The sequence below is a fragment of the Sphingomonas sp. Leaf17 genome (assembly GCF_001421505.1).
Lineage (GTDB): Bacteria > Pseudomonadota > Alphaproteobacteria > Sphingomonadales > Sphingomonadaceae > Sphingomonas.
In genome coordinates this window covers 136153-151451 of sequence record NZ_LMKL01000001.1, presented here as the reverse complement: position 1 = coordinate 151451, position 15299 = coordinate 136153, and the positions used below count along the sequence as shown (strand labels likewise).

The window sequence follows — 15299 nt, the reverse complement described above, 5'->3', positions numbered from 1 at the left end:
TCGGACGAGGGGAGCGTTGCGTCAGGCGCGGTGGTGGAGCCGAGGGGAATCGAACCCCTGACCTCTGCAGTGCGATTGCAGCGCTCTCCCATCTGAGCTACGGCCCCGCGCCTTTCGGGCCAGGCCCGTGTGGTTTCGTTTAATCGGCGGGTTTTCGCTTGGCAATATGGCGCGCGCACCGGGTAGCATGAATATGGAAGGGGGCGTCGGGCAACGGCCCCCCGCCGTTTTGGCAACGGTCTTGATCGACATTGCAAGGCGGCGTACCGATCGTTCGAATGTAGCATGACAAGGAGATGGACATGGCACGAGCGTGGAGCCTGAAGGCACGCCCCCAGGGTATGCCGAAACATACCGATTTCGCGATGGTCGATCTTGATCCCGCCGAATTGCAGGATGGCGAAGTACGGGTCGCCAACCGCTGGCTGTCGGTCGATCCCTATATGCGGGGCCGGATGAACGACGTGAAAAGCTATGTCCCGCCGTTCGAGCTGGGCAAGCCGATGCAGGGCGGCGCGGTTGGCGAAGTGATCGAGAGCCGGTCGGATTCGGTCAAGGTCGGCGCGATCGTCCAGCATATGTCCGGATGGCGCGACGAAGCGGTCCTGCCGGCGGCACAGGTTCAGGTGATTCCCGATCTGGGCGTCGACATGCAGGCGTATCTGGGTCAGCTCGGCATGCCGGGTATGACCGCCTATTTCGGCCTGCTCGCGGTGGCCGAGGCGAAGGCGGGTGACACGGTATTCGTGTCCGCCGCCGCCGGGGCGGTCGGATCGACCGTCGTGCAGATCGCCAAGGCCAAGGGCATGACCGTCATCGGATCGGCGGGTGGTGCGGACAAATGCGCCTGGGTCACGTCGCTGGGGGCTGATGCGGTCGTAGACTACAAGTCGGAAGGACCATTGGTGAAAAAGCTGATGGCCGCCGCGCCCAAGGGCATCGACGTGTATTTCGACAATGTCGGCGGCGAGCATCTCGACGCGGCGCTGGCGACGGCGCGGCCCGGCGCGCGGTTTGCCATCTGTGGCATGATCGACGTCTATAACGACGGCAAGGCGACCGAATTGCGGTATCTGGCACGGCTGATCGGCAACCGGGTGCGGATGCAGGGGTTCATCGTCAGCGACTTCATGGAGCGGACGGCCGAGTTCCAGCAGGAGATGGCGGCGCTGCTGGCGTCCGGTGGCCTGAAGCGGCAGGAGACGGTGCACGAGGGGCTGGAGACGATGCCCGACGCGTTCCTGGGGCTGTTTTCCGGCGGTAACACCGGCAAGATGCTGGTGAAGGTGTAATCACGAGGCGCGTTCAGGGGCTGTGTGTTTTCGGCCTGCCAAACGCGCCGGTTCCGGCCGTGACCCACAATCTCCCGTCGAAGGCCGGCGTCCAGTTGGGGCCGCCGTTGGTATGTAACTGCCGACGTTAGCCCGATTGGACCGCAGCCTTCGCCGGGGGGGGGTAAGGGGGCGCGCAAGCCCCCGCCTCGTCAGATCGCGCTTGCGAACGTGTCGCACTGCGCCGGATCACCGCTTTCCAGACCGCGCTTCAGCCAGCTCATGCGCTGAGCCGCGCTGCCATGGGTGAAGCTGTCGGGGACGATGCGCCCTTGCGACTCGCGTTGCAGGGTGTCGTCGCCGATCGCGCGGGCAGCGGTCATCCCCTCCTCGATATCGCCCGGCTCCAGCCGGTCGCGGTTCTGCGCGGCCCAGACGCCGGCATAGCAATCAGCCTGTAGCTCAAGCCGGACGGAGGCGGCATTGCCCTCGGTCTCGCTTGCCGACCGCTGGATCGACTGGACCTTGTCCGACGTGCCGAGCAGGTTCTGGATATGGTGGCCGAATTCGTGCGCGATCACATAATCCTGCGCGAAATCACCCTTCGCGCCGAAGCGGTTGGCCAGTTCGCCGAAGAAATCGGTGTCGAGATAGATGCCACGGTCGGTCGGGCAATAGAACGGCCCCATCGCCGATTGCGCCGCGCCGCAGCCCGAGCGACCGCCTTGGCTGCCGAAGAAGACCAGCTTGGGCGAGACGAATTGACCGCCCTGCTGGGCGAACAGCGCCTTCCAGGTCGCGTTGGCCGAACTGAAGCTGTCGCAGGCGGCCTTGCTTTCGGCGTTCAGGGTGCAACTGGTCGTGGTGTCGGTGCCCGCCGAAGGACGCCCGGACTGCGTCGTGGGCGCCGATTGCTGGCCGCCGCCGATCATGCCGCCCAGATTGCCCAACCCGCCGAACACCGCCATCACGATCAGCACGACGACGATGCCGCCGCAGCCGAAGCGGCTGCCGATCAGCGGAAGCAGGCCCATCAGCAGCCCGCCGCCACCGCCACCGAACCCGCCGCCGCCGGACCCGCGCTGGTCCTCGACATTGATGTTCGGATCGAAATCGTCGAGCCGCATGGCCATCCCCCTGTTCGCAATACGCGTTACACTTGCGTCATGAATGCGCAGGCGGCCCGCGGGTTGCAAGCGATGGTTGATTGGCATGGCGGTTCGCTGCACAAGCCTTGACCGATGGCCGATGCAGATCCCAAGCCGCCGTCCGGCGCACACCCTACGCCAGCGTCCGGCGCACATCCCCGACCCCGTCGCAAGGCACGCGCGATGCCGCTGCCCGATCATGTCGCGCTGGTGCTGCAGGGTGGCGGGGCGCTTGGCAGCTATCAGGCCGGGGTGATCGAACGGCTGGCCGAGAGCGATATTCCGGTCGACTGGGTTGCCGGCATTTCGATCGGCGCGGTCAATGCGGCGATCGTCGCGGGCAATCCGCCCGAGCGCCGGGTCGAACGGCTGCGCGCGTTCTGGGACACGATGACCGGCGCATTGCCGAGCTTCCCGATCTTTCCCGACGACCGGATCCGCGAATTCCTGCACGAATGGTCGGCGGGCTTCGTCGCGATGACCGGCGTGCCGGGGTTCTTCAGCCCGCGGTTCGTGCCGCCGATGCTGGCGGTGCCGGGATCGTGCGACGCGCTGAGCTTCTATGACTCGACGCCGCTGGTCGCGACACTGAACGGACTGATCGACTGGGATTTGCTGAATGACGGGCCGGTGCGGCTGTCGGTCGGGGCGGTCGATATCGAAAGCGGCAATTTCCGGTATTTCGACAATCGCAACGAACGGCTCGATGCGCGGCACATCATGGCGTCGGGCGCGTTGCCGCCGGGCCTGCCGCCGGTCGAGATCGACGGCAAATGGTGGTGGGACGGCGGCCTGGTGTCCAACACGCCGCTGGCGCATGTGCTGGACCATCAGGAGGGGGCGATGCTGGTGTTCCAGGTCGATCTGTTTTCCGCCAGCGCCGAGCGCCCGCGCACCATCATGGAGGTCGCGGCGCGCGAGAAGGAAATCCGCTTTTCCAGCCGGACCCGGCAGGTGACCGACCAGTTGATGCGCCAGCGTGGTGACCGCGACGCGATCCGCCGGGTACTGGCCAAGCTGCCCGCCGACATGGCTGGCGACCCGGATGTCGTGGCGCTGACCGCGATGGCGGCCGAGCAGCCGGTCAGCGTCGTCCATCTGATCCACCGGCCCAACGCCTGGGCCGGCGGGGCGAGCGATTACGAATTTTCGGCGCGGACGATGCAGGAGCATTGGCGCGCGGGCGCAGACGCGGTCGACCGGACGATGGCCAATGCCGAACTGGTCGCGCAAAACATGCTGACCGGGCGCACCGCCGCATTCGATCTTGGTCGCTGAAAGATTTTCACGGGAGAATACGCATGTTCCTCAAGGGCAAGACGGCGGTCGTCACCGGCTCCACCTCCGGCATCGGTCTGGCGTATGCCAAGGCGTTCGCGGCGGAAGGGGCGGCGGTCGTCATCAACGGCTTCGGCCCCGCCGACGCGATCGAGGCGGAGCGCGCGAAGCTGGCCGAGGCGAGCGGTGCTGCGGCGCTGTACGACGCGGCCGACATGACGAAGCCGGACCAGATCGCGGCGATGATCGAACGGGCGGTGACGGAAACCGGCAGCGTCGACATCATCGTCAACAATGCCGGCATCCAGCATGTCGCGCCGATCGAGGATTTCCCGCCCGAAAAATTCGAGGCGATCGTCCAGATCAACCTGACATCGGCCTGGTACATGATGCGCGCCGCCGTGCCGCACATGAAGGCCAGGGGGTGGGGGCGGATCATTTCGACCGCGTCGGCCCATTCGCTGATCGCCAGTCCCAACAAGTCGGCCTATGTCATGGCGAAACACGGCATCGCCGGGCTGACCAAGACGGTCGCGCTGGAAACCGCGACGCATGGCATCACCGTCAACTGCATTTCGCCGGGCTATGTCTGGACGCCGCTGGTCGAACAGCAGATCCCCGACACGATGAAGGCGCGCGGGCTGACCCGCGAACAGGTGATGGAGGACGTTCTGCTGGCGGCGCAGCCGACCAAGGAGTTCGTGACGTCCGAGCAGGTCGCGGCGTTCGCGCTGTTCCTCTGCCGGGACGAGGCGGCGTCGATCACCGGCGCGAACCTGTCGATGGACGGGGGCTGGACCGCCGCGTGACCGGACGAGCGAAGCGGATCGGGGATCCGGCGCGGATGGGGCTGGCGACCTGCCTGTTGCTGGGCGGGTGTGCAGGCGGTGGCCTGCCGGCGCGGATGACGGCGGCGATGGATGCGGCGGAGGCACCGCGCGCGGTCGACTGGCGCAAGGTGGCCACGGCGACCGACCGCTCGCGCCTGCGCGGCTGGCGCACCGCGTGGATGGCGGCGCTGTCGGCGGTCAGGGCGGACGGAAAGGGGGCTGTGATCGCCGCCGATCCGGCCCTCTACGACCCCGATCGGTCGCTGCCCGACCCGGTACCGCCGGCGGGGACGTATCGCTGTCGTACGATCAAGCTGGGCGGGCAGGGACCATACGGCCTGACCCATGTCGCCTATGGCTGGTTTGCCTGCCGCGTGAGCGAGGAGGGCGCGATCGACCGGCTGGAAAAAATGACCGGATCGCAGCGCATGGCGGGGTCGCTGTTCGAGGATACCGACGCGCGCAGCGTGTTTCTGGGCACGCTGGCGCTGGGCGACGAGCGCGGCGGGCTGGCCTATGGTCGCGATACGCAGCGCGACATGGCCGGCTTTGTCGAACGGATCGGCGAAAAACGGTGGCGGCTGGTCCTGCCCTATCCGCACTATGAATCGACGCTCGACCTGCTGGAGATCGTGGCCGGTCCCTGACCCGATCAGTCGGCGGCGGCGGTTGCCGGCGCGCTGCCGGCGGGCAGCCGGACCCGCGCCGGGTTGGTGTCCGCCGCCGCGCCCAGCGGCGAAAGTCCGGCGAGATAGGTCTTGCCGTGAATGCCGAGGATGGTGACGCGCCCGATATTTGCCCGGCCGACCGCCTTCAGATAGCTGCGCGGTTTCTTCATCAGCTTGGGCTGGTCGATCCCGTCGAGGCCAAGCAGGCGGGCGGCCTCCTTGGTAAAATGGACGCAGTTGCGGGTCTTCAGGTCGTAGCGCGTCACCGGGTCGCCGAACTGTCGTACCAGCCCGAGCACGGCGGCATATTGCGCATCGGTGATCGTCATCGCGAATTGCGCATCCGATCCGCGGATATAGCCGGGCTTGGCGATGTCGAGCCGGCCGGGGATGGTGCCGAACAGCATGGCCGGCGTGATCGCCTTCGGGGTGAAGCCGTAATTGGCGTCGACCGGCGGACCGCCGGCGTCGGGCGTCCCGCGCAGCGAGAAGAAGGCGTGCGGGAAGCTGTTGCCGAGCTCGTGGCTCCAGAAAGTGATCGTGACGGCGGCATTCGCCGGCATCGCCAGCGCGAGCCAGAGCAGCAACCCCGTCAGGAAGGGACGCGCGATACGCATGGGGTACGAACCTTTACACAGGGTCGGGGGGTGGCAGGGTGGCCGCATCTTCCTGTTTTTCCGGGCGAATGTAAATCGAGGTCAGCATCGGTTCGGCATCGTGCAACGCGCGTTCGATATCCTCGATCATGGTTTCGGCGCGGCCCATGGTCAGCGAATCCTCGAAATCGGCGCTGATCGCGACGAAGATCTCGGTCGGCCCGGTGTGGATGGTACGGACGTGGTTGACGGCGGTGATGCCGGGGCTGGCCGCGACGATGCCGCGAATCGTCTCGATGATCGCGGGGTCCGCGCGCTCGCCGATCAGCAGCCCCTTGGCCTCGCGCGCCAGCAGGATCGCGACCAGTCCCAGCACGACGCCGATGATGACCGAGGCGATGCCGTCGATCCGCGGGTCGCCCAGCGCGTGGCTGAGCCAGACGCCGATCGCGGCGATGACGAGGCCGGCGAGTGCGGCTGAATCCTCGAACAGCACGATGAAGCCCGACGGATCCTTCGAATCATGCACCGCCCGCAGCCAGCCGACGCTGCCCTTGGCCCGGCCGAACGCGCGCATGGCGATGACCCAGGACGCACCCTCCATGGCGAAGGCGACGCCGAGCACGATGTAGTTGATCGTCGGCGACCGCAGCGGTTCCGGTTCCCAGATGTGCCGCCAGCCTTCGTAGATCGACACGCCGGACCCGACCGCGAAGATCAGGATCGCGACGACGAAGCTCCAGAAATACAGTTCGCGGGCATAGCCGAACGGATGGGCATGGTCGGGCGGGCGCTTGGCCTTGTGCTGGCCGTACAGCAGGAGAACCTGGTTGCCGCTGTCGACGAGCGAATGGACGCCCTCGGTCAGCATCGATGACGATCCGCTGATGCCGGCGGCGATGAACTTGGCGATGGCGATGCCGACATTGGCGGCCAGCGCGGCAAGGATGACGATGTTCGATTCGCGCTCGACGGGTTTGGCCACGGGTGTTCCTGATGACGTTGCGGTCCCGCTTATGACGACTGGCGCTACGCCGCGCCACCGTGATGGCGGGCGATGCCCGGATCGTGTCACGAACCGCGCAAAATGGCGGTCTTCACAGCGGAAGGTTGCAAAGGTTACCCCGGAAAAGGGGTATGGGCGGGAAACGGTGCAATTGCCGTTTGTCATCCTGTAAAATCTTGACGATTGTAAGGATGGATGGCGGAGGGGGGATTGATGGCCGAACGGAAATTGCTGGCCGGGCATGCGGTGCGGCGAGTGCGGCGGCAGGCGGGGCTGACGCAGGCGGCGATGGCCGAGATGCTGGCGATATCGCCGAGCTACCTCAATCTTGTCGAGCGCAACCAGCGGCCGGTGTCGGCGACGCTGCTGATGAAGATGGTCGAGACGTTCGATTTCGACCCGCGCGTGCTGTCGGCGGGCGAGCCGGGGGGCGGAGCGGAGGCGATGCGGCGGCGGCTGGGCGACCCGCTGTTCGCCGACCTGGACATCGACCGGGGCGAGCTGGAGGAATGGCTGGCCGCCGCCCCTGGCGGGGCGGAGGCGTTCGCGCGCGCGTTCGATGCGCTGGCCGGTGGTGGCGTGGCCGGTGGTGGCATGGCCGGGGCGACGCCGGATGCCGTCGATCCGGTCGCGCTGGTCCGGCGCGAGATCGGGCGGTGGCGCAACCATTTCGCCGATCTGGACGCGGCGGCGGAAACGCTGGCCGACGAACTGCGGCTGGGCGCGGGTGACCTGTATGGCGCGATCGGCGAGCGGTTGCGGGTGCGGCACACGCTGACCATCCGCATCCTGCCGGTCGACGTGATGCCCGACGTGCTGCGCCGGCTGGACCTGCACGCGCGGCAATTGCAACTGTCCGAACTGCTCGACCCCGCCTCGCGCACCTTTGCCGCCGCGTTCCAGCTGGCGCAGATCGAGGCGCGGGCCGAGATCGAGGCGCTGGCGCGCGCCGCAGGCTTTGCCGACCGGTCGGCGGACCGGCTGTATCGCCGCCACCTGACGGGATATTTCGCGGCGGCGCTGATGATGCCCTATGCCCGGTTCCTGCGCGCGTGCGAGGCGACCGGGTATGACATCGAACTGCTGCAACGACGGTTCGGTGCCGGGTTCGAGCAGGTCGCGCACCGGCTGACGACGCTGCAACGGGTCGGCGCGCGGGGCCTGCCGTTCTTCATGATCCGCATCGACCGGGCGGGGCAGGCGTCGAAACGCTATGCCGGGGCCAGCGGCGCGGCGCTGGTTGATGCGGAGGGGCGCTGCCCGCTGTGGCACCTGCACCGCGCGTTCGAGCGGCCCGGCAGCCTGATGGTGCAACTGGTCGTGCTGGAGGATGACAGCCGGTTCCTGACGCTGGCGCGCACGGTCCAGCCGCAGGGGCGGCGGTACGGCGGGGTGGCGGCGGACTTCACCATCGGTCTTGGCGTGGCGGCGGACGTGGCGACGACGCTGGCGGCCGCGCAAGGCGTCGATCTGAGCGGGGCCGCGACGCCGATCGGGCTGGGATGCCGCGCCTGCCTGCGCGCCGATTGTCCGCAGCGGTCGCAGCCGCCGGCGGGCCGCCCGCTGACGATCAACGACCGCGAGCGGCGAGTATCGGCGCTGACGTTCGCCGGGGACTGACGCCGGCTGGCAAGGGTCAGGCGGGAGACGCGCCGGCCGGCGCCGGCTGCTGGGCTGGCGTGGGGAACGGGCACGGTGCGGCCGGCATCGAGATCCGCATCGCATCACCGTGCAGCGCCTGGGTCGCCGCCCCCAGAACGGCGGCGCGCGCGCGCAGGCTGGCGAGCAGGAACGGCGTGGCGTGGGCCAGGAACCGGCGCGGGGTCGTGCCGATGAAGGCGTTGGAATCGCGCAGGAAATGCGACATGTCGTGATAGCTGGAATCAATGCACCCGCGATCCGGCGATCCCGGATTGGACAGCATCGGCAGCAGCGAGCGCAGGAAGCGTGCGCGTCGCAGCAACAGCTTGGTCGGCATCCCGAAATAGCGCAGCGACAGCCGGCGCAGGGTGAAGGGTTCGATGTCGAGCCGCGCGCTCACGTCGCCGACCTCGATCAGCCCGTCGGTGACGATCGCGGCCATCAGCGCATGGATCGCGGCCTCGTCGCCATGGTCGCGCCGCAGCAGCCCGGGCAACAGCGAATCGAGCAGGGGTTTCAGGCCGGCGTCGTTCGGCGTGCTGGTGATGGCGTCGCCAAGCTGCTGGGCAAGGGCCGGGTCGATCATGGACGACAGCGGGACGACGCGATTGTGCAGGTCGCTGGCCCGCCGGTCCGTCAACCTGGCCCAGCCGGCGGCGCTGAGGCCGATGCCGACCATCGCACCGCCGTGGGTCAGGGTCCGCTGCACCGCGCTGCTGGGTCCGATGAGGAACGGGCCGGGCGGCGGCGAGGCGATGTTCGCCGCGATCTGCGTCGTGATCGGTCCGGCGTCGACCGTGGTGCAGATCATGGCGGGGGCGGGCAGGAACCAGTCCGTCCGGGGTTCCGGGCTGGCCGCGTGATAGACGGTGTAGCCGGTTACCGCCGCCGACAGCATGGCCGTTGGCTGGTCGTACCGGATCGCCATCCCCGGTTCCATCGCGAAGGCCGAGGCCGGTACGCCCGGTGTGTGGGTTCCGCCGCTGACGATCATCGCGAATCCGTCCCCTGTCATATCCGCCGGGCACGATGCCGTCCGGATACGATATCATCGCCGATCGGGGGAGCCTTGCCAAGCCGGCGCGCCGCGCGATCGACCGCCCGGTGGAAGCGCCCCCGGCGCGGTGGTGTTGGGGCGGTGCCGCCAGCCTGTCCCGACGGCAGCGTCAGGCGATGCGATAGACGCCGCGTCCGCCGGCCTTGGCCGCGTACAGGGCCGCATCCGCGCGCGCGAAAAGCGAATCGGGGGTATCCTCGCGGTTGGCGAAGGCGACGCCGACCGACGCGCCCACCGCCAGCTTCGCGCCGGCAACGGACACCGGATCCGCCATCGTTTCGACGATGCGGGCGGCAAGGTCGGCGGCGTGCGGGACATCGCGACCGTCGGCGAAGATGACGGCAAACTCGTCGCCACCGATCCGCGCGACCATGTCCACGCCCTCGCAGGCGGTGGCCAGGCGGTCGGCGGCGGTGCGCAGGCAGGCGTCCCCCGTAAGATGCCCGTGCGTGTCGTTGACCAGTTTGAATCCGTCGAGGTCGACCAGCAACAGCGCGGCGATCGGACGGTCGCCATCGGCCAGCCGCGCCTGAAACCCCGCGCGATTGGCAAGGCCGGTCATCGCGTCGAAACTGGCGAGATAGCGCATCCGGTCCAGGATCCGGCGCTCCTCGGTCACATCCTGCTTGATACCGAACAGGCGGACCGCCACGCCGTTTTCGGCCTCGACCAGCGCGGTGACGCGGATGACCCGGCGGTTGCCGCGTTCCGTGACGATGTCGGCATCGAGCGAAAACGATCCGGCCTCCGCGATCGCCGCGCGGCGCAGCCTGTCGAGGCGGGCGGCGGACTCGGGCGTGTAGGCGCTGACCGTCCGGTCGCGGTCGGGCGGCGATCCGCGCGGCAGGTCGAACATGTCGTAGATCGTGTCGGTCCAGGTCAGGCTGTTGCTGGCCAGATCACATTCCCATACGCCGATCCGGGCCGCGACCGAGGCATGGGCGAAGGTCTTGTGAGCATGGGCCAGTTGCGCCTCCTGCTCGGCGATCCGCGCCTGCAACGCGGCGATCACGGCGTAGGGATCAGCATAATCCGCCACGGCCCGGTCGCCCGCCGGATCGGCGGTTGAGAACCGGGCGGTATGATACATGCGCGGACACTCCCGTCTTCGATCAGCAAACCTATGGTCACCATTACGCGGCAGTGATGAACCAATTGCTACACGATGCGCGGGCGGCTCAGGCGCCGGCGTTGGTCAGGCGGGCCAGCTGGTCCTCGTCAAGCGACAGCGTCATCGCGGCCATCAGTTCGTCCATCTGTGCGGACGAGGTGGCGCTGGCGATCGGTGCGGTCACGCCCGGCTGGGCCATGAGCCAAGCCAGCGCGATCTGGGCGAGCGATCCGCCGGTTTCACTGGCGACGGCATCCATCGCGGCAAGGACGGTGGCCCCGCGACCCTCCAGCAATTCGCCCATCCGGCCGCCGCGCACGCTTTTGCCGAGATCGTCCTTCGTCCGGTATTTGCCGGTCAGAAAGCCCGAGGCGAGGCCGTAATAGGGAACGACGCCGATATTTTCGACGACGCACAGATCCTGCAACTGCCCCTCGAACTTGTGGCGGCTGACAAGATTATATTCGGGCTGGAGCACATGGTATCGCGGCAGGTCGTGCGCGGCGGCGGTGTCGAGCGCGGACTTCAGCCGCATCGCGCCGAAATTGGAAGCACCCAGCACCCGCACCTTGCCCGCGTCGATCAGGCGGCCAAAGGCTTCGAGGACCGCATCCTGCGGCACCGCGTCATCGTCCTGATGCGCGAAATACAGGTCGATCCGGTCGGTGCCCAGCCGCTGGAGCGAGGCGTCGCAGGCAGCGGCGATGCGGGCGGGCGCGAGCTTCTCGCCGCCTTCACCGGGCAGCATCCCGACCTTGGTCGCGATCAGCACATCGTCGCGCTTGCCGCTGACCCGCAGCCATTCGCCGATCATGGTTTCGGATTCGCCACCCTGATGCCCATCGACCCAGGCGGAATAGACGTCGGCGGTGTCGATCATCGTACCGCCGCCGGCGACGAACGCGTCGAGCACGGCAAAGCTGGCGGCGCGGTTGGCGGTCCAGCCGAAGACGTTGCCGCCCAGCACCAGCGGCGCGATGTGCAGATCGGTCGCGCCAAGGCGACGGGTGGGCTGGTCGGTCATCGCGCGGTATCCTGCGTATTGAGAAGGGCGGGATCGACACTGTTCGCGTCGAGCATCGCCGCGGCCTCGTTCAACTGTCGGGCCTCGTCGGCGGAAACGGTGCCGGGCTGGTCGTCGGCACCGGAACAGGCGGACACAGCCAGCAGTATTGCCAGGGCGGCGGGAATGGCTGGCGTCGGCATGATGATCGGTCACCGGAAATCAGTAGGTCGGAATGGCCGGGATGCCATGTCGCACCCCGGCCAGCCGGATATCGTTGAAGCGATCAATCCTTCATCTTGTTCCCGACGTCGGTCAGGGCTTCGCCGGTCGAATCGGCGGCGCGGTCGCCCGCGTTGGCAAGGGCTGCACCGGCATTGTCGAGCGACTGGCCAGCCTTGTCGAGCGCGTTGTCGGTCGCGGCGGCGACGTCGTCGGCCGCGTTATCGGTCGTCGCTGCGGCGTCGGCGGCGATCGCGTTGCCGGCCTCGGCGGTTTCGTTCTGCGCGTTCTGGCTGCAGGCGGCGAGGGCGATGGCGGCGATTGCCGGAATGATGAGCTTCTTCATACGGGGTACTCCCTGTTGTTTACGCAAAGGATCTCGAAAACGGTCGTGATCCGGGTGCAAACGCTATGGCACGCCATTCGGGTCCGCAAGCGAGCGTTTCATTGACCGCATATAAAGATATCTTTATATGATGGCCGATGATTGCCGCCCTCGACGTCTTTCGCGCGCTTGCCGACGCGACCCGCCTGCGCATCTTTGCGCTGCTGCGGTCGATGGAACTGTCGGTCGGCGAACTGGCGCAGGTATTGGGGCAGAGCCAGCCGCGCGTCAGCCGGCATGTGAAGATCCTGTGCGACGCGGGCCTTGCCGAACGGCGCAAGGAAGGAAGCTGGGTCTTCGTCGCGCTGGGCAAGGCGCAGGTCGTGGCACCGGTCACCGCCGCGCTGGACGGCTGGGCCGGGCCGCAGGTCGATCACTGGGCGCAGGCGGACAGCGCGCGGCTGGCGGCGGTGCGGGCCGACCGGGCGGCGTCGGCATCGGCGTGGTTCGAGGCGCATGCCGGCGAATGGGACGCGATCCGGTCGCTGCACATCGCCGAAAGCGAGGTCGAGGCGGCGATGGGCGCGATGCTGGGGGCCGAACCGATCGGCACGCTGATCGACATCGGCACCGGCACGGGTCGGATGCTGGAGCTGTTCGGCGGCCGCGCGCGCGAGGCGATGGGGATCGACCGGAGTTCGGAAATGCTGCGGCTGGCGCGGGTGAAACTGAGCGAGCGCGGGCTGACCCATGCCGAGTTGCGGCAGGCAGACCTGTATGCGCTGCCGATGGGCGATGCCTGCGCCGACGTCGCGATCCTGCACCACGTCCTGCATTTCGCGCAGACGCCGGATGCCGCGATAGCCGAGGCGGCGCGGGTGCTGGGGCCGGCCGGGCGGCTGCTGATCGCCGATTTCGCGCCGCACGACCGCGAGGATCTGCGCCAGCGCGACGCGCATACCCGGCTTGGCTTTTCCGACGCGCAGATCGAGAGCTGGTTCGTGGCCAACGGGCTGGTCCCGGTGCGCGGCGAGACGCTGGGGGGCGGGGAATTGACGGTAAAACTCTGGATGGGGCGCAAGGCTGACGGGGCGGCGCGCGATAGGATGGCGGCATGACGACGATTTCGGTTTCGCAGCTTGAGGAGGCGCGCAACGCGCTGGCGGCCCCCCTTTATGCCGATGTGGCGGGCGACGTGGCGGTGAGCTTCGAGTTCTTCCCGCCCAAGAGCGAGAAGATGGAGACGCAATTGTGGGAAGCGGTGCGGATGCTGGAGCCGCTGGCCCCGGATTTCGTGTCGGTGACCTATGGCGCGGGCGGGACGACGCGGGAGCGGACCCATGCGACCGTCGCGCGGATCGCGGGCGAGACGACGATGGCGGCGGCCGCGCACCTGACCTGTGTCGAGGCGTCGAAGGCCGAGATCGACCAGGTGGCGCAGGGATATTGGGCGGCGGGCGTGCGGCATATCGTCGCGCTGCGCGGCGATGCGCCCGGCGCGGACGGCTTCGTGCCGCACCCCGACGGCTACACCAACGCCGCCGACCTGACGGCGGGGCTGGCACGGTTGCATCCGTTCGAGATTTCGGTGGCGGCTTACCCTGAGGGGCATCCGGATTCGGCCAGCCTCGATGCCGACATGGACAATCTGAAGCGCAAGCTGGACGCGGGTGCGACGCGGGCGATCACGCAATTCTTCTTCGAGCCGGAGACGTTCTTCCGCTTTCGCGACCGGGCCAGCGCGGCGGGGATCACCGCCGAGATCATTCCCGGCATCATGCCGGTGACGAACTTCGCGGCGGTGCAGAAGATGGCGGCGATGTGCGGCACCGACGTCCCCGCATGGCTGGGGCGGCTGTTCGACGGGCTGGAGGATCATGCCGGCGCACGCGGGCTGGTCGCGGCGACGCTGGCGGCCGAATTGTGCCGCAAACTCTATGCGGGCGACGTACGGTCGCTGCATTTCTATACGCTCAACAAGGCGGAACTGGCGTATGCGATCTGCCACCTGCTGGGCGTTCGGGCGAAGGGAACCACAGCATGAGCATCCGCGATCGATTCAATGCCGAGGCGGCGAAGCGCATCCTGATTACCGATGGCGCCTTCGGCACCGAGATCCAGAACTGGAAGCTGGACGAGGCCGCCTATGCCGGTGACCTGGGCCTGAGCCATGACCAGAAGGGCAATAACGACATTCTGGCGATTACCCGGCCGGACGTGCCGGAGACGATCACCCGCGCATATCTCGACGCGGGATCGGACATCGTGTCGACCAACACGTTCAGCGCGAACCTGATTTCGCAGGCCGATTACGGTGCAGAGCATCTGGTGCGCGAGATCAACGTGCAGTCGGGGCGGATCGCGCGGGCGTTGGCGGATGAATATGCCGCGAAGGACGGGCGGCCGCGCTTCGTTGCCGGCGCGATCGGGCCGACCAACAAGACGCTGTCGCTGTCGCCGGACGTGAACGATCCCGGATACCGCGAGATCACGTTCGATTACCTGAAGGACGTGTACCGCGCCCAGATCGACGCGCTGGTCGAGGGCGGGGTGGATTTCATCCTGATCGAGACGGTGTTCGATACGCTGAACGCCAAGGCCGGGATCATGGCCGCGATCGAGGCGGGCGAGGCGCTGGGTCGCGACCTGCCGATCATGCTGTCGATGACGCTGACCGACCTTAGCGGGCGCAACCTGTCGGGGCATACGGTCGAGGCGTTCTGGCATGCGGTACGGCATGCGAAGCCGGTGACGATCGGGCTGAACTGTTCGTTCGGCGCGGAACAGTTGCGGCCGCATGTGAAGACGCTGAGCGCGATCGCCGATACGCTCATCATGATCTATCCCAATGCCGGCCTGCCCAACGAACTGGGCGAATATGACGAGCAGCCGGCGACGACCGCCGGGCTGGTCGGCGAATGGGCGGTGGCCAAGCAGGTCAACGTGCTGGGCGGATGCTGTGGCTCGACGCCCGCGCATATCAAGGCGATGGCCGACGGCGTGCGCGGGCTGGAACCACGCGTCGTCGCCCGGCCCGAGGTGCGGACCAAGCTGGCCGGCCTCGAACCGTTTACGATGGCGGCATAGTTCCCCTCCCGCTTGCGGGAGGGGCTAGGGGAGGGCACGCTCCTCCAGCGTCTCGC

Annotated in this window: 16 protein-coding genes and 1 tRNA gene; 8 read left to right on the top strand and 9 right to left on the bottom strand. The window is 67.7% G+C overall.

Annotation, left to right across the window (positions count from 1 at the left end; genetic code table 11):
* Window positions 1-31: 31 nt before the first annotated feature.
* Window positions 32-107 (bottom strand) — tRNA-Ala (locus tag ASE75_RS00770).
* A gap of 195 nt (window positions 108-302) precedes the next feature.
* Between ASE75_RS00770 and ASE75_RS00765 the strand changes: the two genes are divergently transcribed.
* Entirely contained in the window at window positions 303-1292 is a 990-nt protein-coding gene (locus ASE75_RS00765) for an NADP-dependent oxidoreductase (RefSeq protein ID WP_082463783.1), read from the top strand.
* Window positions 1293-1483: 191 nt separating this feature from the next.
* Here the strand turns inward: ASE75_RS00765 and ypfJ are convergent, their stop codons facing one another.
* A complete protein-coding gene (ypfJ, locus tag ASE75_RS00760) occupies window positions 1484-2398 on the bottom strand; it encodes a KPN_02809 family neutral zinc metallopeptidase (RefSeq protein ID WP_055929122.1) in 915 nt (304 codons plus the stop codon).
* A gap of 204 nt (window positions 2399-2602) precedes the next feature.
* Here ypfJ and ASE75_RS00755 point away from each other — a divergent pair, with 204 nt between their 5' ends.
* From ASE75_RS00755 to ASE75_RS00745, 3 genes are read left to right on the top strand one after another with little or no spacing between them, the layout of a single operon-like run.
* On the top strand, window positions 2603-3697 hold the full coding sequence (locus ASE75_RS00755) for a patatin-like phospholipase family protein (RefSeq protein WP_055927406.1): 1095 nt from the start codon (window positions 2603-2605) through the stop codon (window positions 3695-3697).
* Window positions 3698-3720: 23 nt separating this feature from the next.
* A complete protein-coding gene (locus ASE75_RS00750; RefSeq protein WP_055927404.1) occupies window positions 3721-4506 on the top strand; it encodes a 3-hydroxybutyrate dehydrogenase in 786 nt (261 codons plus the stop codon).
* Window positions 4503-5174: a DUF4893 domain-containing protein gene (locus ASE75_RS00745; protein ID WP_235512452.1), complete on the top strand. Its 672-nt coding sequence runs from the start codon at window positions 4503-4505 to the stop codon at window positions 5172-5174. Before ASE75_RS00750 ends, ASE75_RS00745 begins: the two co-directional genes overlap by 4 nt.
* 5 nt (window positions 5175-5179) lie before the next feature.
* Here the strand turns inward: ASE75_RS00745 and ASE75_RS00740 are convergent, their stop codons facing one another.
* Together ASE75_RS00740 and ASE75_RS00735 are read right to left on the bottom strand one after the other, a co-directional pair.
* Window positions 5180-5812, bottom strand: coding sequence for a hypothetical protein (locus tag ASE75_RS00740; RefSeq protein ID WP_055927397.1), 633 nt, complete (start codon window positions 5810-5812; stop codon window positions 5180-5182).
* Between the two features lie 13 nt (window positions 5813-5825).
* Window positions 5826-6776, bottom strand: coding sequence for a cation diffusion facilitator family transporter (locus ASE75_RS00735; RefSeq protein ID WP_055927392.1), 951 nt, complete (start codon window positions 6774-6776; stop codon window positions 5826-5828).
* Between the two features lie 234 nt (window positions 6777-7010).
* Here ASE75_RS00735 and ASE75_RS00730 point away from each other — a divergent pair, with 234 nt between their 5' ends.
* Complete coding sequence (locus ASE75_RS00730) at window positions 7011-8417, top strand: helix-turn-helix domain-containing protein (protein WP_055927390.1); 1407 nt, start codon at window positions 7011-7013, stop codon at window positions 8415-8417.
* 16 nt (window positions 8418-8433) lie between these two features.
* Here ASE75_RS00730 and ASE75_RS00725 read toward each other — a convergent pair whose 3' ends face one another.
* The 5 genes from ASE75_RS00725 to ASE75_RS00705 form a co-directional block, all read right to left on the bottom strand.
* Complete coding sequence (locus tag ASE75_RS00725) at window positions 8434-9453, bottom strand: hypothetical protein (RefSeq protein WP_162233694.1); 1020 nt, start codon at window positions 9451-9453, stop codon at window positions 8434-8436.
* A 151-nt stretch (window positions 9454-9604) separates the two neighbouring features.
* Window positions 9605-10585 (bottom strand): diguanylate cyclase domain-containing protein, encoded by a 981-nt coding sequence (locus ASE75_RS00720; protein ID WP_082463712.1) that lies wholly within the window; start codon window positions 10583-10585, stop codon window positions 9605-9607.
* Window positions 10586-10673: 88 nt separating this feature from the next.
* Window positions 10674-11630 (bottom strand): aldo/keto reductase, encoded by a 957-nt coding sequence (locus ASE75_RS00715; protein WP_055927384.1) that lies wholly within the window; start codon window positions 11628-11630, stop codon window positions 10674-10676.
* Window positions 11627-11812 (bottom strand): hypothetical protein, encoded by a 186-nt coding sequence (locus ASE75_RS00710; protein ID WP_055927381.1) that lies wholly within the window; start codon window positions 11810-11812, stop codon window positions 11627-11629. The genes ASE75_RS00715 and ASE75_RS00710 overlap by 4 nt, the downstream gene beginning before the upstream one ends.
* Window positions 11813-11895: 83 nt before the next feature.
* The gene (locus tag ASE75_RS00705; protein WP_055927378.1) at window positions 11896-12177 is read right to left on the bottom strand and encodes a hypothetical protein; all 282 of its coding nucleotides are present in this window, start codon (window positions 12175-12177) and stop codon (window positions 11896-11898) included.
* Between the two features lie 137 nt (window positions 12178-12314).
* Here ASE75_RS00705 and ASE75_RS00700 point away from each other — a divergent pair, with 137 nt between their 5' ends.
* The 3 genes from ASE75_RS00700 to ASE75_RS00690 are packed head-to-tail and all read left to right on the top strand — an operon-like array spanning window position 12315 to window position 15243.
* Window positions 12315-13274: an ArsR/SmtB family transcription factor gene (locus tag ASE75_RS00700; RefSeq protein ID WP_055927376.1), complete on the top strand. Its 960-nt coding sequence runs from the start codon at window positions 12315-12317 to the stop codon at window positions 13272-13274.
* Entirely contained in the window at window positions 13271-14200 is a 930-nt protein-coding gene (gene metF, locus ASE75_RS00695; protein WP_055927374.1) for a methylenetetrahydrofolate reductase [NAD(P)H], read from the top strand. Before ASE75_RS00700 ends, metF begins: the two co-directional genes overlap by 4 nt.
* Entirely contained in the window at window positions 14197-15243 is a 1047-nt protein-coding gene (locus tag ASE75_RS00690) for a homocysteine S-methyltransferase family protein (RefSeq protein WP_055927372.1), read from the top strand. The genes metF and ASE75_RS00690 overlap by 4 nt, the downstream gene beginning before the upstream one ends.
* Window positions 15244-15299: the final 56 nt, after the last annotated feature.